Here is a 23,613-nt window from a genome sequence, read left to right as displayed (position 1 = left end):
ATTCCTCCCAATTACGAAATTGACTTTTCATTATTTTTTGCTTTGAGAAATGGAGGTCCACCCTTTAAAGAAGGAAGTCCACCTTTCCAGAATTTCACGATTCTTAATCCTGCTAAAATAGCATTCCCGATTCTAAATGAAAGCATACATGTTAGTTTCGTATGAGAAAAAGTTTGTTGAAAATATGGAGTAATTGATAGAGTAGGGTTTGTTTTCAACAGCATATATTGACTTAGTATCCCTATAATACTACCTTTTATCGTCCAACCAGCTCCTACTAACATTCCTGTTAAAGCAGCATCCCCAAACCCAAAATTTGTATGCCATTCTAGCTTGTGAATAGAAATAGTTCTTAAAAATGCTTTAACAACTCTATGTAAACCAACGACATGATGGAGAATTTCTTTCACATTTTCAAAGCTATTTAGCATTTCATTAGGTGTTATTTTCTTTTGTTTTTTATCATGCTCTTGATTAGGAGTTCCTGTTTGTGATTCTTGTTTAAATACTATACTTTTGGATTCTTTATCTACCTTAACTAAAGGAACCTTTATCGTATAGCGAATAAACCATAAGCGGAGCATAATCGAAAGCTGATCATTGTCCTGCGCATGTTGATAATTGATTTTTATATGAAGCGTTGAAAGAAACAAAATAGTAAAAAATATAAGGACAGTGAAACCAATAAATAACCAGATCACTTAGATCACCTCGTTCGATAAACAGTATCACCCTTAATAAGTTGAAATAAACCTTTTATTGGTAATACTTCTATAGAATCTGTTGACTTGTTTGATTTTACTTAAGTAGGTGACTACAGAAGCAAACATAAAAAAAAACCTATCTAAGGAAGATAGGTTTCTCTTTTATTCACTATATCGTTCTAAAATCACGCTTGTATCAGCAAACAAATCATGTACACCTTGATGTTTAGGTGTAAAGGCAACCACTAGGAATCCGATAAAGAAGATAGTCTTTGAAATGAATTTTCCAACTACCTCTCTAAAAATTACTGTTGACCAGCGAAGCGGCTTTGCATGAATATCCACTACCTTCAACCCAAATACCATTTTACCAAGTGTTTGTTTAAAAAATTTCGTCATTAATACAAAGTATACATACATGGTAAGCGCGGTAAGAATGGCGATTGGTGAAAACATGGTTTCTTCAATCATAGAAAATTCAAAATAGCGGAATACCGGATAGATCAACAGCTGATTAATACTTGTAATGACAAGCAAGTCAAGAAGATAGGCCCAAAATCTAATCCAAAAGCCTGCATAGTAGATTTTTTTATTGATCACTGATGCTCGTTCTGCTTCTTGTATGGTCTCCCCTGAATGGAATTGCGTATCCATCGTATCCATAAAGACTCCCCCTATTCCTGATATAAATACATTGGTCTAGGAGCGTTAGGTTGACTTAGAAGTTTCATTAGACTTGTCATTTCGAAATCATTTGAAAACCACTTTTGTACTCCCATTGAAAAGACCGAAGATAAACCATAAGCCGATTCATACTGGATAACACTGACATCTCCCAGGTCATGATCTACTTTAAGCCCTTCTATAGCATCCTCCCAATAACCAAATTCATCGATTAAGCCTAACTCAAGAGCCTGTCGTCCGTCATAAATTCGGCCATCTGCAATTTCTCGAACACGATCTTCTGGAATATCGCGACCCTCAGCAATTACATTTACAAATCCAGCGTAAGAATTATCAATCATTGACTGTAAAATCTCACGTTCTGCGTCAGTCATTTCCCGTACAGGACTCATAATGTCTTTATAGGTACCACTCTTTACCGTTTCAAGTTTCACCCCGTATTTCTCGGCAAGTCCGCTAAAGTTATAGCTTTGCATGATCACTCCCAGTGAGCCTGTTAATGTTTCTGGACTTGCATAAATTTTGTTAGCAGGAGCTGCTATATAATACCCGCCTGAAGCTGCCATACTCCCCATTGAAATGTAAACAGGTTTCTGTGTTTCCGCTTGAATTTCGATAATTCGGTCGTGAACCTCAGCACTCTCTACTACCCCACCACCAGGTGAATTTACTCTAATAAGAATTCCTTTTATAGACGTATCTTCAGCCGCTTGATCTAACATTCGTAAAAAAGCTCGATGGTCATAGCCTGTCGATTGAAAAATCGAAGTAACATCCCCTGAATCCATAATAGCTCCATTTACATCCAAAACAGCAATTTTATTAGCAGAACGTCCTTCTTCTAATACCGTTTCTAAAAATTCTTGATCTGTCTGAAATAAATCCTCAGAAAATGTCGATAAATTTCCAAATGCTAGTGACGTCGCAACATTCACAATGGATGAAATGGTAAATAACCCTACCGCTATACCAAGGGCTATCCAACGTTTACTATTCATTAAAACTTCCTCCTAACACAAACTATAACTAGTTTTCATACGAATCCTGTTTTTGATACACTATAAATATAAGACGTCTAACTACTTCACTATGACTATTCTTACATATTATGGGGGTAAAATCTATGACATCACGTAAAAATCTATATTTTTTCTATAAAAAGGATCCAGACCTCATTCCTCATGTTCAGGAACTTGAGGAAGTGGCGAAGCAATATGGATTCACCATCGTAACAAATGATAAAGAGGCAAATATCATCATTAGTATTGGTGGTGGTGATGGAACTTTTCTACAAGCGGTTCGTAAAACAGGATTTAGAGAAGACTGCTTATATGCAGGAATTACGACTCACTCTTCGTTAAGCTTATACTGTGATTTTCACATTGAAGAGAAGCAGGAAATGGTTGAGGCGATGACCACAGAACTAATTGAGGTTAGGCGCTATCCTGTACTTACCGCAACCGTTGATGATACAAGTTCATTTTACTGTTTAAATGAATTGTCCATTCGATCTGGCATTATTAAAACGTTTGTAATGGATGTCTTTATTGATGACCTTCATTTCGAAACATTTAGAGGAGACGGAATGATTGTGGCCACTCCAACAGGTAGCACTGGCTATAATAAATCAGTTGGAGGCGCAGTCGTTGACCCAATGCTACCATGCTTGCAGGTGAGTGAACTAGCCTCATTAAATAATAACCGTTACCGGACATTGGGCTCTCCTTTTATCCTAAGTGGTAATCGAACACTGACTTTAGAAGTAATTCAAGACGGAAATGATTACCCGGTGATTGGAATGGATAACGAAGCATTAGGAATCAGCCATGTGCGAAAAATTGTGATTAATTTAACTGATAAAAGGATTAAGACTGTGAAATTAAAAGATAATTCTTATTGGGAAAAAGTAAAAAGAACCTTCCTTCAAGAGTAACTTAAATTAAAGGCTGTAGGGAGTGCCCTACAGCCTTTAGCATTACATTGGGATAGGTTCTTTTCTTTTATACACAATCTGACCATTAATTACAGTCATTACTACTTTAGTTTCAAGCATTTCTTCGGGTGAAATCATTAATAAATCCTGATCTAAAATCGTAAAATCAGCTTCATACCCCTCTTTTATGATTCCACGATTATGCTCATGATTGATCGCATAGGCACTACCAGTTGTAAAAAGCTTAATAGCTTCATAAGGGGTAAGCTGTTGTTCTGGATAGTAAGAAATATTGCTATTAGGTTTAGTTCTTGTGACCGCAGCATGAATTCCAAGCAAAGGATCAACTGGCTCAATCGGGGCATCTGAGCCACCAGCACATGGAATACCCTCGTCTAACAATGTTTTCCAAGCATAGCAACTCGTCATTCTCTCTACTCCCAATCTTTCAATGACCCATGGAAAGTCACTTGCTAAGAATCTTGGTTGAATATCCAAAATAATAGGCAAGGTTTTTACACGTTCAATTAAATCCTTTCGAAGGATTTGTGCATGAATTAATCGATCTCTTTGTCCAGATACAGGAGGGGCTTCCTCAATTGCATCCAACACATATTCAAATGCTAAATCGCCAATGGCATGGACTGCTACTGGCATATTATAGGCTCTGGCCTTACGAACCAGCTTTTTCAACTCATCTTTCGAATAAATAGCAACACCATTTGTATCAGGGGCATCCTGATACGGTTCACTTAATAGTGCGGTTCTTCCCCCAAGTGCGCCGTCTGCAAATATTTTCATTGCCCCTATTTCGATTGAACCATTGCTATCTCCGAACTTCAATCCGTGTTCAATCATATCCTCGATTACTTCATGGTGAACTAGTAGATTAGCTTTAAATAGCAACCCATCCTCATTGATTACTTTTTCAAACGTTTCGAATGTACGTAAAAATCCTCCATAATAATTTAAATCCTCACTATGCCCACCAACAAGACCGAGTCGATGACAATCTTGAATAGATGCTCGGAGCGCAGCCTCTAAATATTCTCTTGATACTGTTGGAATTACATTCTTAATTAGCTCCTGAGCTTGATCATGTAAATAGCCAGTTGGCTCACCTTTATCGTCTTTAACAATCACTCCACCAGGAGGACTTTTTGTATCCTTTGAAATACCAGCAAGATGTAATGCCATACTATTTGCAACTAGGGCATGTCGACATATTCTATGTAGAACAAAAGGGTTATGTGGAGAAAGAGCATCTAATTCTTTTGAATGAAAGATTTTTCTGTCTGGGAGTTGGTTCTCATTCCAACCTTCTCCTATAATCCATTCCCCCTCCTTTGTACCTGCAACCTTCTTTTTAATAGCTTCCTCTATTTCTAGTGATGAAGTAATGTTTGACAAGTCTAAACGAATCAGCTTCTCTCCATGTCCAATTAAATGAAGGTGGCTATCAACAAAACCCGGATACATAACTGACCCCTCTAAATCAAAGGATTGCTCAGGATTATACTTGTCCAAAAGTTCTGCCTTTGTTCCAGTTGCCACAATCCTTTGATCCTCTACATAAACTGCTTCAACAAGACTAGTTTCGGACTGCAAGGTTCTAATTTTGCCACCAAACCATAATTCCCCCATATTTCCACATCCCTTATTTTTTTATTTTACTCTACCATAATTAAAAACCTCTTTCACATTAAAAAAGCAGCCGATTGGCTGCTTTAGCTTAATTGCTTTTCAAGCTGGCGTAACTCGATTCTTCTAATTTTCCCAGATGAGGTTTTCGGAAGATTTTCGATAAACTCAATTTTTCTTGGATATTTATATGGTGCAGTTAAAGTTTTCACATGATCTTGAAGAGTTTGAATTAGTCCTTCCTGACTTGGATCCACGCTCTCTTTTAAAACAATATATGCTTTCACAATACTTCCTCTTATTTCATCGGGGCTTGCAACTACAGCGCATTCTTTAACAAAAGGATGTTTTACTAAAGCATCCTCAACCTCAAATGGTCCAATTGTATAACCTGAACTAATAATAATGTCATCAGATCTACCTTCAAACCAAAAATACCCGTCTACATCAAGTCTGGCCTGATCACCTGTTATGTAATAGTCTCCCCTAAATTGCCTAGCTGTCCGTTCAGGGTCTTTATAATAGTTTTTAAAAAGCGCCGGGGTTTCTATGTGTACGGCGATATCCCCTGTCTCACCCGGTTTAACTGGAATTCCATCCTCATTTATAATGGCCACTGTATTCCCTGGGGTAGGTTTTCCCATCGAGCCTGGTTTAATTTCCATTCCTTTTAATACTCCTACTAATAAGGTATTTTCAGTCTGTCCATATCCATCTCTTACATCAACATTAAAATACCTTCTGAAAGTATCAATTACCTCTCTGTTTAAAGGCTCACCTGCTGACACTGCACTATGTAATTGTGGAAGTGAGTAACGCTCTAATCCATCCACCTTTGCCATTAGTCTATATTCAGTAGGAGTACAGCATAAAACATTAACTGAATATTTCCCTAGCAATTGTAGATATCGTTCAGGATCAAATTTACCATGATAAACAAAACCTGTACCTCCAGATCCTAATGTAGCTAAAAAAGGACTCCACACCCATTTTTGCCACCCTGGCCCCGCTGTTGCCCATACGACATCACCCTCGTGAATATCAAGCCAATTGGCAGCCGATGTTTGAAGGTGAGCAAATCCCCAACCATGAGTATGTACTACTCCTTTTGGATTTCCTGTTGTACCAGATGTATAGGATAGAAAGGCAATATCGTCATTTTTTGTCAATGCTGCCTCAAGCACTTTACTTTGCTGATCAGCAATCTGGTCTAATGCTTGCCAATTATTACTTGATTCTCCAACTGAAAATAACAGCATATTGCTTGTATCAATATCAGAGAATTGCTCAGTGAAGTCAGAATAGCATATGACTGCTTTTACCTCAGCATGCTCTAGCCTGTATTCAATGTCCTTTTTCCGTAGCATTTCTGAACCTGGAATAACAATCATTCCATTTTTCAATCCAGCCAAGTATATTTCGTATGCTTCAATCAATCTTGGGACAATGACAAATATTGCATCACCCTGTTTCATTCCCTTTGATTTTAAAGCGTTTCCAATTTGATTCGCTCGTTGAATGAGTTCGAGATAGGTAACTTCTTTCTCATTACCTTCTTGATCTTCCCACTTTAATGCCACCTTTTGAGGGTCATGAGCAAATTTCTCTACTTCAGAGGTTATATTATACAAATCCGGAGCTAATAACTGTTCTCTATTCATAACTATCCCTCCCTTTATATATCTAATTATATCAAAAATTGGGACAATTTAGAATAAAACAATAGTTAATTAGGGATTTTCTACATCTATATTATATAAAGACATAAGTAAAAGGGCGGGAAGCATTCCCGCCCTGTAGCCATTTCTATTTAATTAGATTATTGACGGAAGCCACCACCAAGTTGTTGTTCAGCCATAGAAACTAAACGCTTAGTGATCTCTCCTCCAACAGAACCGTTAGCACGAGAAGTTGTATCAGCTCCAAGGTTTACACCAAACTCGTTAGCAATCTCATACTTCATTTGATCAAGAGCTTGTTGAACTCCAGGTACTAGAAGTTGGTTTGAGTTATTACTGTTGTTGTTTGCCATGTGTATCACCTCCTTGTGATTATAGATTGTGATAAATCACAAGGTTTCATGCAAATGATTCATTGGTAATTATTAGTATTCTCAAAACTGTTTAGAATAAATCCTCAAATTCATTTTCTAATGTAGGATTCGCATCAGTGATTTCAACTATTTCTGTATTGTTTATAGCTTCTTCAATAAGTGGCGAGAAGTCATAAAAACTCTCAAATCGATTTGCCTTTTCACGTTTTGGCTTCGTTGCAGGCGAGGAAGGAGTAAAGATTGTACAGCAGTCCTCAAATGGCCTAATCGAGATATCATACGTATCAATTTTCTTCGAAATCTCGATAATCTCAAGCTTATCCATCGTAATGACTGGACGGATAATTGGAACATTCGTTACCTCGTTGATGGAATTCATACTAGCCAGAGTCTGACTAGCTACCTGACCTAAGCTTTCTCCCGTTGCAATAGCCAAGATTTCATTTTTCTCTGCAATTTGTTCGGCAATCCGAAGCATCATTCTTCTCATTACTGTCATTGAGTAATTGCTTGGGATCTGTTTATGAATCGTTGTCTGAATATCCGTAAATGGAACAAGATGTACATTAATCTTTTTACAATAAGAAGTCAACTTTCCTGCCAAATCCAATACCTTTTGTTTCGCCCGCTCATTTGTATAAGGAGGACTATGAAAATGAATAGCTTCAATTGCCACTCCTCTTTTCATCGTTAAGTAACCGGCAACTGGACTATCTATTCCACCTGATAAAAGTAATAAAGCTTTTCCGTTTGAACCAACAGGTAACCCTCCCGCTCCCTTACGAGTATAGGAAGATATATGGGTATCATTTTCTCTAACTTCAATTCTTACCTCGATATCAGGATTTCGTACATCAACTGTAAGATCCTCCGTATGACTTAATAAATAGCCACCTATTACAGTATTTAACTCTTGAGTATCAAGGGGAAACTGTTTAAAAGACCGTTTTACACTCACCTTAAACGTTCGAGCCTGGTCCTTTGCTTCCTGGAAAGCAAATAAGGCACCTTTCTTAATTTCTTCGAGATCTGTCTCTGTCCTTAACGCAAGGCTGTAGGAGTGAATTCCAAAAACACCTTCAAGAAGGTCCATAATTTCATGATGGTTTTCACCATTTAATTGAATAAACATTCGATCTCTAGTTTTTTCAATTCTGATGAGAGGATAATCCTTTAATTTATGAAGGACATTTTCTTTAAGAGCAGCGATGAATTTTGAACGGTTTTTACTCTTTGTCGTAATCTCACCAAAACGTATTAATATTTGATCATATTGCATGATTCTACCTCTTTATCACTATATTTTTTTTCAAGATTTCCTCGATTGCCTTACAAAATGTATGGATATCTTCCATTGTGTTTTCGGACGATAAGCTAACCCGGATTGCATGTTTAGCTACTTTATTAGGCTTTCCCATCTCAAGTAAGATCCGGCTTGCACTTGTTTGCTTCGAGGAACAAGCAGATTTTGTCGATACAAAAATAGAAAATTCCTCTAATGCATGGACCATTACTTCTGGCTTAATACCTGGAACTGAGAAATTAACAATATGTGGAGCAGATCCCTCAATAGGAGTATTAATAATAACCTCATCTAATTCACTTAAAAAATCGATGATATGTTGCTTCAATTTACCAAGATGTTGAACCTTTTCCTGCTGACGATCTAATGTCATTCTTAGAGCTTTTGTTATCGCAACGATTCCGGGTACATTTTCGGTCCCTGCTCGCAACTGATTTTCCTGTGAACCACCTGTAAATAAAGGTTCTAATTTTATTCCTTTTCTAACATACAGAAACCCTGTACCCTTTACACTATGAAATTTATGCCCTGAGACAGTGAGTAAGTCAATGCCAATTGTTGAAATATTTAAGGGTATTTTTCCAATTCCCTGTACATGATCTACATGAAAAAGAATTTTTGGATAGTCCTTTAATAATTCTCCAATATCACTTATTGGTTGAATCGAACCTACCTCATTGTTCACATGAATAAGTGTCACTAGTATCGTATCTTTTCTAATTGCATCCTTAACCTGTTCTATGGTAATTGCTCCATTTTCATTCACAGGTAAATACGTAACCTCAAAGCCATGCTGCTCTAATTGCTTTAGTCCTTCTTGGATGGAAGCATGTTCAATGGAAGTGGTAATAATATGCTTTCCCCGATTCTTATATTTCAGTGCCACACCTTTTATGGCCACGTTATTCCCTTCCGTTCCCCCTGATGTGAAAACAATTTCGCTAGGTTGCACGGAGAGGAGCTTACTTATATTTTCTCTTGCTTGAAATAATAAACGTTCAGCTTCACTTCCTAGCGCATTAACTGACGATGGATTCCCAAAATATTCAGTCGCAACCTTTACATAAGCCTCGATGACTTCAGGATATGGCTTAGTTGTTGCACTATTATCTAAATAAATCACGTTTTTCTCCCCTTTTTAACGACCAATGCAATTACTAATCTTATCATATTTGACGACTTTTCAAAAACAACGGAAGCATCATGTGCCCCATACTTCAATATCTTTAATGTCCATAATAAAAGGCTACCCAGAGGAACCTCGAGTAACCTTTTATTTATTATAGTGTTTTTCTAAATTAATCTAGCTCTTTAAAAGGAGTAATCTGCCTGTTAATTTTGTTCTAGTAAGCGTTGAACTTTTTTTAATGCACCAGGTTCAACCTTTTCAAGTGCAGTTGCTGCTTCCTCTAAAGCACGAGAATATTCAAAATTACGGAAGGCTAATTCTGCCTCAGTCAGCTTTGCAGCCATATGCATAGATTTTCCTCTATAGCGATTTCCATATTGAATGACTTGCTCTACTAGATAAGCCTGCTCAACCATTTCTTCTGTATTGGCTGATAGTAGCTCTACCTTTGCTAGCGTTTGCTCCAGTAATGAATTTAAGGCCTGAATATGAAGAGGCTTCTCTTGTAGCTTTTCAGCCACCATTAAAACCTGACTGTTACATTCCTTAATCTCAAATAAATAGTTTTCAGGTAAGCCTGGGAGATTGCTTTTTTGAACTAAACGCTTAGAATCTAAGAGCATTCTTCTCATCTCACCCAGCTTTTCTTTCACATACAACTCGTCTTTTCGTAACGTTTGAAGCATATCTACAAACTCTTGATGAGATACCTTTAATGCATCAATTTGGACCTTAATTTCTTCTAGTTCACTTTGAATGACAGAGTAAGCAATATCCTTTTCTTCAACCGACCCTTTTACACTAGTAAATCTCTTAAGTAGCTGATTGATTTGGGATTCAATGTTCTTTTGCAATTCAATATCTTGATCAAGAAGCTGATAGCTCAGTTGAACTTGCTCAGTCTCCACTTTCGTTTCTTTCGTTTCATCATTTAACTGACTAAGCTCAACATGAAGTGGTGTAACTTGTTGATGAACGAAATGCTTTGAAATGACTTCCTTTTCTAACTGATCATAGAAGCTCTCTATTTTCTCTTGCAGCTCGGTAACTCCGGCTTTAACTGAATCAATTTCAGCCTTCTCAAGATAGATGAGGTACTCAGAAAGCATTTCTTTCATTTTAGAAATCTCTTTATCAATCTGAAGGTGGCCTAAAACAAACCCTTCTTCAGTCATTTCCTTAACCCCTTGTAGAAGTTCATCTATTTGGTTAGGAATATTATATTGGCAATCTTTTAATAGTGAAGGTAATTCCTCGATTGTTTGACCCATATGACCCAGCTGCTCTTTAATCGATTGAACTAATCCCTTTGCCAGTAATATATCACCGTTCTCCATGTATTCATCAAATACTTGAAACTGTGAAGAAATGTCGTCAAGCATTTGCTCTAGCTTTGCTTCTGCTTTACCAAATGAATTACTGTGAGCTAGTATCGTTCTTTTTACATCTCGGTAGCTCTGCTTAAGTTCTTCTATTTCAGACCGATTCTTCTCTTCACTACCAACCAATTCCTGTAATTCAGATAAGATTGATTTAATTGCATCTTCTATTCCTTGTAGCTGATTGTTAATTTCCTTAATGAGGAGTTTCGCCTTTCTGATTCGATATTTATCCGCATATTCTTCAATATCAAATAAAGCTTCTTCCACATTTGGTAACTTAGTGGTAATGATTTCATCCCACTCTGTACGCCATTTTTCAAATAACTGTTCAGTTTGTCCGACCATGTTAAGACCCTTCATCATTGACATCTCATCTGTGACAGGTCTGTTCATAATATCAATCTTCCAAGATTCTAAACGATCTACATCCTTATAAATCCTCTTCCTTATAAGCATGCCATAGATGAAAAAGATGACCAATAAAAGGATTGCAACGATGATGAATTCCATAAAAAGCCCCTTTCCAACGCAAACTTTCACCATCTCTTTATCTAATTGGAAAAGCTTCCTTTTCCTTTTTCTTAAAAAAGATAGAGCTTTAATTTTATAAATGGTTTATTAAATGTAATTTCAATGTTTTTATGATACCATGTAAACGACAATTTTTGACCAAATTTTTTAAAATTTTTACATTTTGAATCTGGAGGAATCTTCTTTGATTGCTGACGGTCACATTCATACACCATTTTGTCCACATGGAACAAATGATTCTTTTGAACAATATATTGAAAAAGCCATTAGCTTAGGAATACAAGAAATTTCATTTACAGAGCATGCTCCTTTGCCAATAACCTTTTCTGATCCAACTCCACAGAGAGATAGCGCGATGAGCATGGATAATCTAGCTTTATATTTTGAGACGCTTACATATTTAAAAGAGAAATATAGCAAACAAATTAAAATTAATAGGGGACTTGAGGTTGATTTTATTGAGGGGTACGAGGGTGAGATCCTGACCTTTTTATCGAAATATGGTGTCTTATTAGATGATAGTATTTTATCAGTTCATTTTTTAAAAAACGAGTCAACTTATTACTGTATGGATTATAGTCCAGATAACTTTCAGAAAATGATTAAGGATTTTAACGGGATTGAGAATGTTTATAAAACATATTACGACACATTACTACAATCCATTCAAGCTGACCTTGGACCGTATAAACCTAAAAGAATTGGTCACATCACTCTCGTCCATAAATTCCAAAAAAAATTCCCAATTCAACAAAAGTTTGAAAGGGAAATTATTAAGGTACTGGACAAAATGAAAGAACACCATTTACAGCTTGATTATAACGGGGCAGGGGTAAATAAACCCCTTTGCAAGGAGCCCTATCCTCCTGATTGGGTTATTAAAAAGGCAATTGAACTGTCAATTCCACTTATTTACGGTTCTGATGCCCATCAGGTAAAGGACTTACAGCAAGGTCTTGAATCAATGAATCCAAATGTGATCTTTCAGTCCCCAACTTCAAGCTAGAAATGAGCCACCTTTAACTCAAGTGAAGATGTATGACAAATGGAGAATTCAATCCAATTCTCCATTTCCTTTATAAATTGCTTGATGTAATAATCGTCAAAAGGGATATGTAATACTTCAGTAAAATATTGCGGCTGTAATACGGGAATTGTCAGCATTCCTTTATATTGTACAATCACTGAAGGCACCGATAGCTTCCGAAACTCCTTCAACCGAACTCCTTCTTCAAATAGCTTTTTTAAATAGAATTTTTCTTTAGCTAAATAAGTAGCCATTACCTCACGAATAAGAACATTGTCCAATGTCATTTCTCTATATACAAATCTTGCCAGATGTTGATTTTCTGCCTGATATAAGAGCAGAGCCCTCGTTAATCTCTGAAGCTTCTCTTTTGCGGTCAGTGACTCATTAGCAACGAGCACCTCTTCAATCACATGAATATACTGATCCAAATACATGGAAAGTAGATACTCTGATAGACCCTTTTTGCTTTTAAAATAATAAGAGACAATGGCAATATTCACATTCGCTTTCTCAGCGATATCTCGAATAGAAGTTCCACTAAATCCTTTTGTATTAAATAAAGAAATGGATGCTTGTATAACCTTTTCTTTTGATGAAGATTTAGATTGACTCAATTTGATCACTCCACATATTCATGTCTTATCTACTGTTTCGTGTCAGGCTTCTATGATTCCTTTATGTTTTCATCGACAAATTCGTGCTAAATCCTATGTATTTTGCTATGATAGTTATCAATCATTATCAAAAAAAGGGGGATTACCTTGTTTAAAGTCGAACAATACAATGCAACAAAAGAAAAAAACTATGACCTTGTCATTAAGCAGCTTGAAGCCTTAATAGAGGATGAAAGTAATGCTGTTGCTAATTTAGCGAATGCTTCTGCCCTATTAAATCAATTTTTATCTGAGGTAAACTGGGTAGGGTTTTATGTAACGGAGGGAACTGAACTCGTGTTAGGTCCATTCCAAGGCCTTCCTGCTTGTGTAAGAATCCCCTTTGGAAAAGGTGTTTGTGGTACCGCAGCCCAAACAAAAGAAACTCAACGGATTGCAGACGTACATGCTTTTCCTGGACATATCGCATGTGATGCCGCTTCCCAATCTGAAATTGTGGTTCCTTTAATTAAAAACGGAGAAGTAATCGGAGTATTGGATATCGATAGTCCTATTAAAGACCGTTTTGATGAGATTGACCAACAATCCTTAGAAAAATTTGTTGAAGTGCTTATTAAATATATATAAGGAACAAAAGGCGCAAGCGCCCCGTTAAGCCTCAGGCATAGTAAATGTTCTGAAGAGAAAAAAATGGCGTTCTTTCCATTTTATTCTCTTCAGGTTATTTAACCTCAAGGGGCTGGGCGCTGGAGCTAGATTGAAATGCACAGACTCGAGTTTTCCACAAATGATTTATTTTATAATTTCTTAAACAAGTAAAAAAGGAGTCGGTCGACTCCTTTTACTTTTGATTTAACCTTTTAAAGTGTATTTAAAGCCTGCTCTAAATCCTCCCATATATCTTCCCAGGCCTCTAAACCAATTGACAATCTCAGTAATTGCTCCGTAATGCCCATTTTAATTCTTTGTTCCTCTGGGACGATTGCATGTGTCATCGTTGCAGGGTGTTGGATAAGTGTTTCTGTATCACCAAGACTAACCGCTACTTTGATTAAATCAAACTGGTTCAGGAATCTTTGTGCCTCATCTTTACCACCATGGATGGTAAAGGATATAACACCTCCCGCCCTCGTCATTTGTCCTTTCTCGGCTCCAGCTTGTACTTGAGGATATATGAGGTCATTTACCTTAGAATGTTCTCGTAATCTCTTGACTATCTTTTCTGCATTGTCACAATGACGCTCCATTCTAACAGGAAGTGTCTTGAGTCCTCTTAATAGTAGCCAGGCATCAAAAGGTGACATAATTCCACCGATATCCTTTCGAATATGCATGGCAATTTCATTGATTACATCCTCCTTACCTACTGCTATACCACCTACTACATCCCCATGCCCTCCGATGTATTTCGTAGCACTGTGTATGACTAAATCACACCCCCACTCCAAAGGTCTTTGGAGATACGGTGACAAAAACGTGTTATCGACAATAACAGGAATGTTATATTTCTTAGCAGCCTTCACAACGGTCTGAAGGTCAATAATCTCCATCGTTGGATTTATGGGTGTCTCTAAAAATATACAAGCAGTCCGTTCAGATATTTTTGCTTCAATTTCTGTAGTCGTTGACATATCTAATAAATCAAACGTGATGCCAAGCTTTTCCTGTAACCATTTTAATAAACCATACGTGCAACCATAAATACCTTTAGAGCATAGGACATGGCTTCCCTGACTAACATAATGTAAAAGCACTGAGGAAACAGCTGCCATACCGGAACCAAAAGCCAATCCTCTTTCGCCACCCTCAAGCATTGCCATTTTGTCTTCTAATAACTGAACGGTAGGGTTACCTAGTCTTGAATAAATCATGCCTTCTTCGTTCCCAGAGAATCGTTCTTCCCCTTGCTGTGCTGTCTCGAAAGTAAATGTAGATGTTTGAAATAAAGGTGGTGTCAAACTACCTAAAAACTGACTTGACTGATAGGATCCATGAACAGCGTTCGTTTCAAACTTATGATTTTTCCCCATATTCCCGCCTCCTATTGATAAAATATGACTGTAGAACTCGGATGTAAACGCTTTCTTTTTAAATTAAAAAAGTATTTGATTAGGTCCAAAATGGTCGATACGAACAAACTATGTAAAGCTTATCAATATAACCTTAATTTTCCACCTCTTCATTTTACATGATTTTAGCAAATTGGGATATAGGAAGAATGTGTCTAAATTCTTTACTATTTTTTATAATGAGTTATTTAACTTCATTGAGTTTATGAACGACTTTTTCTTGGCTTTTGCAGCTCGTTTTGTCCTTCATTGACACTATGAAGGACTTTTCCCCTGGATTTCCACTTAGTTTTGTCCTTCATCCACGCTATGAAGGACCTTTTCCTCGGCTTTCCACTTAGTTTTGTCCTTCATCCACGCTATGAAGGACCTTTTCCCTGGCTCTCCACTTACTTTTGTCCTTCATCCATGCTATGAAGGACCTTTCACCTGGACTTCCACTTAGTTTTGTCCTTCATCCAAGCTATGAAGGACCTTTTCCTCGGCTTTCTACTTAGTTTTGTCCTTCATCCACGCTATGAAGGACCTTTCCTCTGGATTTCCCTTAGTTTTGTCCTTCAGTGGCCTAGTAAACCATAACAATAACACTGGAACTACTGACACCATTTAAACTCACAAATTGCTCAAAAAAATAGGCATGAATTCCTGTTTAGAATTCATGCCTAGATTAAATGCGAAAACTTCATAAAAAGCAAATTACATATCTTCTTGAACATGTACCCGGTTCTTACCGGTTCCCTTTGCTTCATAAAGTGCGACATCCGCCCGCTTAAATAAACTAATCGGTGTATCAGCCTGTCCTTTTTGCCAATGTCCCACACCACAGGAAATCGTAACCCTTGGTTCTGTTAATTCAGCTACTCGTTCAACTAATCGCTCTGCCACCGCTACGCCAGATGCTAAATCAACTCTTGGGAGATAGATAGCGAGTTCTTCTCCTCCCCATCTGCCACCGACGTCAAATTCACGAATATGATCTTTAATCACTTCAGCTACTTGTTTAAGAACTTCGTCGCCAACCTGATGGCCGTATGTGTCGTTTACCTTTTTAAAATCATCTATATCAATTAGAATAAACGTCCCGAAAGCATCGGTCATCATAGACTTACTTATCGTTTCATTCAGGTAATTTCTAGAATGTAACTTCGTTAAATGATCTGTGATTACCAACCTTTCCAGCTCTTCTCGTAAAAGCGAATTCGTTAGAGCAAGCGTAGAATGGTGAATAAGCGATTGTAATAGCTTGAAATTTTCAAAAGAAAAAGCATATGGTTCTCTTTGTAGTACAATCGCAACCCCTCTTAGCTCTTTCCCTTGAATCATAGGAACGACCATTAATGACCGGAAATCTGGTTGCTGATTAGATAGGTCGAGTTGTAAATCACCAACAAAAATGGCCTCCTGCTCATTCTGTACCTTTGAGTGAATATGGTGGACCAATATATTGGATTGCTCTTGCTTAAAGAATTCGGTACAACCAGGCAGAGATTCATACACATCACTAGATTTAAATAATATAAAACCTACCTCATCCGCTTTAAACGATGTAATTATTTGATTTGACATATAATTCATTGCTTCGGAAAGCCGCAAATTAGAGTTCAACTGATGAGAAGTTTCGTTAATAAGTTGTAGATCTGCAATTAGCCGATTTGATTGCTGATAGAGTTTAGCATTTTCTAATGCACTTCCAGCTGTATTCGCAAGCAAGGTAACAAAGTTAATTTCTTCTTGAGGAAATAAAATCGTATTTGGTGCAATTACTTGCAGTACTCCATATACGCCCTGTTTTCCTTTTAATGGAGCATACAGTACTGAAGTTCGATCGGCTACCTTATCCTCCATTTGGATTTCTCCGGTAACAAATGCTTGTGTTACAGCTATATTTGATTCATCATATTGAATCTCTTTAATCGGTAAATTATTTAGATGGTTGTAGTCATGAGATAAAAGCAAATAATAGGTAAACCCTGGATAAACTTCTCTCAAGGTTTCGATGACTTCTTTTAAAACATCATCCATATTCATAGATGAATGGAATTTGGAGGTCACTCGATATAACTGTTCGTAACGCCTATGCTCCTCAGAAAAATCCACATACTCGTTTATTTTGTTGATTAGATTAGAAAAAATTGGAACAAGTTCATCCCACTTTGACTCTTCAGGTAATTTGTTCACAGATAAAAATGTAATTCCTACTAATAATTGTTTCGTATTCTTTACTAACACCGGTATGTATACTTCATAGTTGGAAGAAGTGGAGATAATTTTTACTTTACCTTCTTCGAGGATCTCAGTTCTGGAGGAGAAGTGTAGGTCAGCATTATTCATCACTTCAGGGCTAGTGGAGCATACCATGATTACTTTCTTGCTGAATTCATCTTTGGAGTAAATAGCAACTACCTGAGCATGATAATATTCTCGAATTTGTGTTAAAAGCTCATTATATATATCTTGTCGGCTAGCTATTTGACTTTTAAATAAGAGGTCAAATAGTCCTCCTTTTAAATCTAGGAGAAGTTTCTTTTCATCATTCATCTTTAATCACCTATATTATCTTGAGTACACACTTATTTAATTATACCATTTATAAATATTTTTGGTAAAAATTAATCCTATTTCTTTTAGTTTTAATACAGAATATGTATTGCTTGCATGATTGACATTACGTTATGAAAATAATATAATAGCATTTGTGTAAAATACTGCAGCCTAAATTGGTACATTTGTTGTTCATTTTATTCCCGTACTAGGATCATGTGGCGAAATTTCTTCTCCCATCTTCTTTTAGTATGAGCTATATCGAGTAACTCCCTGCTGCTGGAGCGAGGATATAACATGTAATAAAATGTCATAAATCAATGCCCGTTACGGTTTTTATTTTATGCAAAATAAAAACACGAAGGAGGAGTCATATTATGGCTCGTTATACAGGTCCAAGTTGGAAATTATCACGTCGTTTAGGTATCTCTTTAAGTGGTACTGGTAAAGAATTAGAAAAGCGTCCTTACGCTCCTGGACAACATGGTCCAAACCAACGTAAAAAATTATCAGAATACGGTTTACAATTACAAGAAAAGCAGAAGCTTCGTCATATGTTCGGAGTAAATGAGCGTCAATTCCGTCGCACATTTGATGCTGCTGGTAAAATGACTGGTATCTACGGTGAAAACTTCATGATTCTATTAGAATCTCGTTTAGATAACTTAGTTTACCGTCTTGGCTTAGCTCGTACTCGTCGTGGAGCTCGTCAATTAGTAAACCACGGTCACATCTTAGTTGATGGATCACGTGTTGATATTCCATCATACCGCGTAAAGCCTGGACAAACTATTGCTCTACGTGAAAAATCTCAAAACCTATCTGCAGTTAAAGAATCAGTTGAAGTAAACAACTTCGTACCTGATTACTTATCATTTGATGCAGAAAAGCTTGAAGGTACTTACACTCGTCTTCCTGAGCGTTCTGAACTTCCAGCTGAAATCAACGAATCATTAATCGTAGAATTCTATTCTCGTTAATAAGAGGAACCCCGCTGAAATATCAGTGGGGTTTTTGTTATTCTATCCCAACTTCAGCTATTATTTTGCAAAAGTTTGTTAAAAACTTGATACAATATCTAATAAATACTGAATCATACACCTAACCCTGCTAATGAATCAAGCTATTCCATGAACTTTTTTGATTATTCCGCGATAAATATAGCAATTCCACGATTTCTGTTCATAATCCCGCGAAAAATTCATTTATTCCACGATTCTCCCTCTTAATTCCGCAAAAGCAATGATTTATATTTCCCCTTCCCTAGATGGAAGTAATAAAGCCACCTCCATGGTCTGGAGGTGGCCTTTCATTTAAACAAATTTAATTAAATAATACTTCTTCTTCCCTCGACGAATCACGGTGTACGCATTCTCAATACGGTGTTGATCTGAAACAACAAAATCTATTTCCTGAATTCTCTCACCATTAATATAGATTGCCCCATTTGAGATGTCCTCCCGAGCCTGTCGCTTGGATGGGGATATCTTACTTTGAACGAGTAGATCAACGAGAACAGGTTGGTCTGTCGAAGCAAATTCAAAGGATGGAACATCTTTAAATCCTTCTTTGATTTCTTCTCCAGTTAGTTCAGCGATACTTCCGCTGAATAATGCTTCTGAGATTCTGATAGCCTGTTTAAGTGATTCTTCACCATGAACGAACTTCGTTACCTCTTCTGCAAGTGTCTTTTGGGCCGTTCTCTTTTCAGGAGCATCTGCCATTTCCTGTTCAATTGCTTCAATTTCATCTTTTGTTAGGAAGGTAAAGCATTTAATAAACTTCATAACATCACGGTCATCCGTATTAATCCAGAACTGGTAGAATTCATATGGTGAAACTTTTTCGCGATCTAACCAGATCGTACCTGATTCTGTTTTACCAAACTTGGTTCCATCCGCTTTTGTGACAAGAGAAGCCGTTAAACCAAACGCTTTCGAATCCTCGACAGATTTTCTAATTAGTTCAAGCCCCGCTGTTATATTACCCCATTGATCACTTCCACCTATTTGTAATCGAACACCTTGTGTTTCATATAGTTTTAAGAAATCATAGGACTGTAGAATCATATAACTAAACTCTGTAAATGAAATTCCCGCATCAAGCCTTGACTGTACGGAATCCTTTGCTAGCATATAATTTAATCCAAAGCTTTTCCCGACATCTCTTAGAAAAGAGATAACGTCAAGTTTGCCAATCCAGTCATAATTATTAGCAATGGTTGCCGGGTTTTCCGGATGTTCAAAATCCAAAAAACGAGCTAATTGATTTCTAATCTTGTCAGTAAATTGTACAACCACATCTGAAGAATTAAGGGTACGCTCGTTTGCCTTACCACTTGGATCTCCAATTAACCCAGTCGCTCCTCCCACTAATGCAACTGGAGAATGTCCTGCTAACTGAAAGCGTCGTAACGTCACAATTTGAAGTAAGTTTCCGATATGAAGGCTATCTGCAGTTGGATCAAAACCACAATAGAGTTTAATTTTCTCCTCGGCTAATACCTTCTCTAGGCCCTCTTGATCAGTTACCTGATGAATTAGCCCGCGAAATTCTAAGTCTTTTAATAAATCCATTCTAAATACCCCTCTCTTTCATGAATACAACTCTAGGAACACAAAAAAACTCCTCCCCAAAAAAAGGGACGAGTTATTAATCGCGGTACCACCCTTGTTGAAAGCAAATTGCCTTCCACTCAAGATTCATTAACGGTTTAATCCGTCTTTTGCTACTATCATTCACAAAAGATGCTCAAGGATGTAATTCGTGTGTTAATTTGTACTGATTTTCACCAACCATCAGCTCTCTAAAACAGGGAAAACCACACTACTTGATTCCTATCATTGCTTACTTTTATTCAATTAATCAATTTCTTATACAAATAAATACCATAGAAAGCAAGCTAATGTCAAATCAACCATTCAATAACCCATTCAGTTATTGGTTTATTTTTCCTGCAGTATGTCTTTTTGTGTATGTAAAATTGTAATTATAATGTGCTATAATATATTTGATTTAGGGGGAGTGTTATGAGGATTAACAAATCAATGATTAAAGAATACTTACAAACCTTTAAAGATGCATTATTTAGCAAAAAGACAGTAAAGGTATTCTCAGTTTCATACAAAGTCATGTGGAATCTATTTTTAGTTTTTATAGTAATAGGATTAATGAGTGCATTCTTTGCTGGTGGAGTTGGAGCCGGATATTTTGCATCTCTCGTTAAGGACGAGCCAATTCGAAGCTTTGATAGCATGCAAAAAGACATTTATAACTACGAAGAGACCTCTGAGGTCTACTTTGCAAACAACGTCTACTTAGGTGAGCTACGTTCTGATTTATATCGTGAGGAAGTAGGGTTATCTGACATTTCTCCTCATTTAATAGATGCAGTAATTGCAACTGAGGACCAGTACTTTTATGAACATAATGGTGTAGTTCCAAAAGCCATATTACGTGCTTTATTACAGGAGGTCACTAATTCCCAAACTCAAACGGGAGGAAGTACCCTTACCCAGCAGCTAATAAAAAACCAAATCTTATCTAGTGAAGTTTCTTTTGAACGTAAAGCAAAGGAAATCCTCCTAGCTATGCGCCTAGAGCAATTCTTTGAAAAAGAAGAGATTATTGAAACTTACCTTAATGTTGCAACATTTGGACGGAATAGTTCGGGAGATAATATTGCCGGCGTAAAAACGGCAGCCCTTGGAATTTTTAATGTGGAGCCAAAGGACTTAAATCTAGCTCAAGCGGCTTTCATCGCTGGTCTTCCACAAAGCCCGTTTGGTTATACTCCATTTACTAATGCTGGTGAAATTAAAAATAATCTTCAACCAGGATTAGATCGGATGAAAACTGTATTAAGTAGGATGCTTACAGCAGAAAAAATTACCCAAGAGCAATATGATGAAGCAATAGCATTTGATTTAGTCGCTAGCTTTGCACCAGCAAAACCTTCTCCTACAGAGGATTATCCTTGGCTGACAGCCGAGATAGAACTGCGTTCAAAGGAAATTATTGCAGATCAGCTCGCGACAAAGGATGGCTATGAAAAAGAAGATCTACTAAATGATAGCGAATTACATCAATCCTATTTGACTCTAGCAGACACGACAATGAGACAGAATGGATATAAAATCTACACAACAATAGACAAAGACATATATGACCGTATGCAAGTAGTAGCAGAGGAATTCCAATACTACGGTCAAGATAAGACTGAAGAAAAGGAAAACCCGGATACTGGTGAAGTTGAAAAAGTAGTTGAGCCTGTTGAGGTTGGTGCAGTTTTACTTGAAAATAAGACAGGTAAAATTATTAGTTTTGTGGCTGGGCGCGATCATAGTCGAGAGCAAATGAATCATGCATTACGAGCAAAGCGTCAAAATGGTTCGACGATGAAACCACTTGTTGTGTATGCACCAGGTATGGAGCTTGGTCAAATCCAACCAGGTACTGTTTTTGTAGATGTTGATGTCACGATTCCAACAGGAAATGAACCATGGAGTCCAAGCAACTTTGGTGGAAATCACTATGGATTTGTTTCTGCTCGTACATCCCTTGCAAAATCTCATAACGTACCTGCTGCTATTGGGTATACTAAGATCATTAATCAGCGACCTTCTACCTTCTTAGAAAAAATGGGCTTCACAAGCCTAACAGAAGGCGATCATACCAATCTATCTCTATCTCTAGGTGGAATGGAAACTGGGGTAACCGTTGAAGAGAATGTAAACGCCTATGCAACATTTGCAAATGGTGGTAAATTCATCGATGGATATATGATTGAAAAGATCGAAACAAAGGATGGAGAAGTCATCTTCCAACACGAAACAGAGGAAGTAGAAGTATTTTCTCCACAAACAGCTTACCTAACTATTGATATGATGAGAGACGTAATACGAGGAGGAACCGCTTCAGGTGTACCTTCGATGCTTAAATTCTCTTCTGATTGGGCAGGTAAAACCGGAACTTCTCAGGAGTATAGAGACTCTTGGTTTGTTGCTTCTAATCCAAATGTTACATTTGGTACATGGATTGGTTATGATACTCCAAAACGATTAGAGGCTTACAAAGGACTTTCCTACTCAAAAAGAGGTCAAATGATCTGGGCACAATTAATGAATGCAGCCTATGACATTAGACCAGAGTTAGTTAAATCTAATGAGACATTCAAAATGCCAGGTGGTATTGTTAGAAGATCATATTGTACGATTTCAGGTCTACTTCCATCAGCTTTATGTTCAGAGGCTGGTTTAGTCCAGACTGACATTTTCAACGCTAACTTTGTACCTAGAAAAGAAGACGATACTCTTGAAAAGGGTAAATTCGTTATGGTTGGTGATAAAGCCTATCGTGCTTTAGACTCTACACCGGTTGAATTTACACAGGATGGAGTTATGATTAAGAAAGAATTCCTAGAAGAAAATAATTTAAAAAGTGCTGAAGAGTTAATGAAATTACTATCTAAAGAAGCCACTTTTAAAAATGTGGTCATTCCTGAAACTGAACCATTAGCAGACAACGGTTCGACTCCTAGTCCTACGAGCAATGTAGGTATTTCAGGTAATAAACTAACTTGGGCAAAGCATGAACATAATGATGTGGTCGGTTATCGTATATATCGTGCTGAAAACTTCTCAAATCAATTTAAGAAGATTGGAAGCATGAGTGTTAAAGAATTCACTGAAAATGGTGGATTTGCTATCGACTCATCGATTGCTGCTTATTACGTAACAGCTGTTGATGTAGCAGGTAAAGAAGGTCCAGCCTCCACTCATGCCCTTAAAGGGGAATGGTTGAAGGAAGAACCACTAGAACCAGAGCCGGAACCAGAGGAACCTGCTGATCCTCCAGAAGAGGATAAACCAAACCCTGGTGATCCAAAGGATCCAGAAATACCAACAGATCCAGTAGAACCAGCACCTGGAGACCCTACTGAACCAGTTGATCCTGATCCACCTGCTGATCAATAAATAAAAGTAGTAAGCCTATGACAA

The 23,613-nt window shown here is 37.2% G+C and carries 18 protein-coding genes and 1 other annotated feature; of the genes, 5 read left to right on the top strand and 13 right to left on the bottom strand.

From position 1 onward, the window contains the following. Positions 1-11: 11 nt before the first annotated feature. The 3 genes from M1D60_RS04495 to sppA all read right to left on the bottom strand — a co-directional run bounded on the left by M1D60_RS04495 (position 12) and on the right by sppA (position 2,386). A complete protein-coding gene (locus M1D60_RS04495; RefSeq protein WP_456277995.1) occupies positions 12-701 on the bottom strand; it encodes a DUF2953 domain-containing protein in 690 nt (229 codons plus the stop codon). A 165-nt stretch (positions 702-866) separates the two neighbouring features. Then, on the bottom strand, positions 867-1,367 hold the full coding sequence (locus M1D60_RS04490; RefSeq protein WP_456277994.1) for an RDD family protein: 501 nt from the start codon (positions 1,365-1,367) through the stop codon (positions 867-869). An 11-nt stretch (positions 1,368-1,378) separates the two neighbouring features. After that, the gene (gene sppA, locus M1D60_RS04485; protein WP_456277993.1) at positions 1,379-2,386 is read right to left on the bottom strand and encodes a signal peptide peptidase SppA; all 1,008 of its coding nucleotides are present in this window, start codon (positions 2,384-2,386) and stop codon (positions 1,379-1,381) included. A 125-nt stretch (positions 2,387-2,511) separates the two neighbouring features. On the opposite strand from sppA, the gene M1D60_RS04480 reads away from it, so the two are divergent. Next, positions 2,512-3,321 carry an NAD kinase gene (locus M1D60_RS04480; RefSeq protein WP_456277992.1) on the top strand — a complete coding sequence of 270 codons (810 nt, stop codon included), beginning with the start codon at positions 2,512-2,514 and terminating at the stop codon, positions 3,319-3,321. Positions 3,322-3,363: 42 nt separating this feature from the next. Here M1D60_RS04480 and M1D60_RS04475 read toward each other — a convergent pair whose 3' ends face one another. The 6 genes from M1D60_RS04475 to ezrA form a co-directional block, all read right to left on the bottom strand. Next, positions 3,364-4,965 (bottom strand): amidohydrolase, encoded by a 1,602-nt coding sequence (locus M1D60_RS04475; RefSeq protein ID WP_456277991.1) that lies wholly within the window; start codon positions 4,963-4,965, stop codon positions 3,364-3,366. A gap of 83 nt (positions 4,966-5,048) precedes the next feature. Further along, positions 5,049-6,623 (bottom strand): acyl-CoA synthetase MbcS, encoded by a 1,575-nt coding sequence (gene mbcS, locus M1D60_RS04470; protein WP_456277990.1) that lies wholly within the window; start codon positions 6,621-6,623, stop codon positions 5,049-5,051. Between the two features lie 158 nt (positions 6,624-6,781). Then, positions 6,782-6,994 (bottom strand): alpha/beta-type small acid-soluble spore protein, encoded by a 213-nt coding sequence (locus tag M1D60_RS04465; RefSeq protein ID WP_163179342.1) that lies wholly within the window; start codon positions 6,992-6,994, stop codon positions 6,782-6,784. Between the two features lie 91 nt (positions 6,995-7,085). Further along, positions 7,086-8,297, bottom strand: coding sequence for a tRNA uracil 4-sulfurtransferase ThiI (thiI, locus tag M1D60_RS04460; RefSeq protein ID WP_456279347.1), 1,212 nt, complete (start codon positions 8,295-8,297; stop codon positions 7,086-7,088). A gap of 1 nt (position 8,298) precedes the next feature. Next, positions 8,299-9,441 (bottom strand): cysteine desulfurase family protein, encoded by a 1,143-nt coding sequence (locus M1D60_RS04455; protein WP_456277989.1) that lies wholly within the window; start codon positions 9,439-9,441, stop codon positions 8,299-8,301. 209 nt (positions 9,442-9,650) lie between these two features. Then, on the bottom strand, positions 9,651-11,339 hold the full coding sequence (ezrA, locus tag M1D60_RS04450; protein WP_456277988.1) for a septation ring formation regulator EzrA: 1,689 nt from the start codon (positions 11,337-11,339) through the stop codon (positions 9,651-9,653). 205 nt (positions 11,340-11,544) lie between these two features. Between ezrA and hisJ the strand changes: the two genes are divergently transcribed. Then, positions 11,545-12,366: a histidinol-phosphatase HisJ gene (gene hisJ, locus M1D60_RS04445; RefSeq protein ID WP_456277987.1), complete on the top strand. Its 822-nt coding sequence runs from the start codon at positions 11,545-11,547 to the stop codon at positions 12,364-12,366. Here the strand turns inward: hisJ and refZ are convergent. Continuing rightward, complete coding sequence (gene refZ / locus M1D60_RS04440; RefSeq protein ID WP_456277986.1) at positions 12,363-13,004, bottom strand: forespore capture DNA-binding protein RefZ; 642 nt, start codon at positions 13,002-13,004, stop codon at positions 12,363-12,365. The genes hisJ and refZ overlap by 4 nt on opposite strands. Positions 13,005-13,151: 147 nt before the next feature. Here refZ and M1D60_RS04435 point away from each other — a divergent pair, with 147 nt between their 5' ends. Beyond that, positions 13,152-13,631, top strand: a complete 480-nt coding sequence (locus M1D60_RS04435) for a GAF domain-containing protein (protein ID WP_456277985.1) — start codon at positions 13,152-13,154, stop codon at positions 13,629-13,631. Positions 13,632-13,864: 233 nt separating this feature from the next. Here the strand turns inward: M1D60_RS04435 and megL are convergent, their stop codons facing one another. Continuing rightward, positions 13,865-15,034, bottom strand: a complete 1,170-nt coding sequence (gene megL, locus M1D60_RS04430; protein ID WP_456277984.1) for a methionine gamma-lyase — start codon at positions 15,032-15,034, stop codon at positions 13,865-13,867. Between the two features lie 735 nt (positions 15,035-15,769). Then, entirely contained in the window at positions 15,770-17,611 is a 1,842-nt protein-coding gene (locus tag M1D60_RS04425; RefSeq protein WP_456277983.1) for a diguanylate cyclase domain-containing protein, read from the bottom strand. Between the two features lie 380 nt (positions 17,612-17,991). On the opposite strand from M1D60_RS04425, the gene rpsD reads away from it, so the two are divergent. Next, on the top strand, positions 17,992-18,594 hold the full coding sequence (gene rpsD / locus M1D60_RS04420; RefSeq protein WP_456277982.1) for a 30S ribosomal protein S4: 603 nt from the start codon (positions 17,992-17,994) through the stop codon (positions 18,592-18,594). Between the two features lie 333 nt (positions 18,595-18,927). Here rpsD and tyrS read toward each other — a convergent pair whose 3' ends face one another. Beyond that, positions 18,928-20,190, bottom strand: coding sequence for a tyrosine--tRNA ligase (tyrS, locus tag M1D60_RS04415; protein WP_456277981.1), 1,263 nt, complete (start codon positions 20,188-20,190; stop codon positions 18,928-18,930). Positions 20,191-20,251: 61 nt separating this feature from the next. Next, positions 20,252-20,467, bottom strand: a binding site (T-box leader). A 176-nt stretch (positions 20,468-20,643) separates the two neighbouring features. On the opposite strand from tyrS, the gene M1D60_RS04410 reads away from it, so the two are divergent. Then, positions 20,644-23,589 (top strand): transglycosylase domain-containing protein, encoded by a 2,946-nt coding sequence (locus tag M1D60_RS04410; protein ID WP_456277980.1) that lies wholly within the window; start codon positions 20,644-20,646, stop codon positions 23,587-23,589. Positions 23,590-23,613: the final 24 nt, after the last annotated feature.

Source organism: Bacillus sp. AK128 (assembly GCF_053903075.1).
Note: the sequence above shows the minus strand (reverse complement) of the source record. Positions and strands in the feature narration are given on the sequence as shown.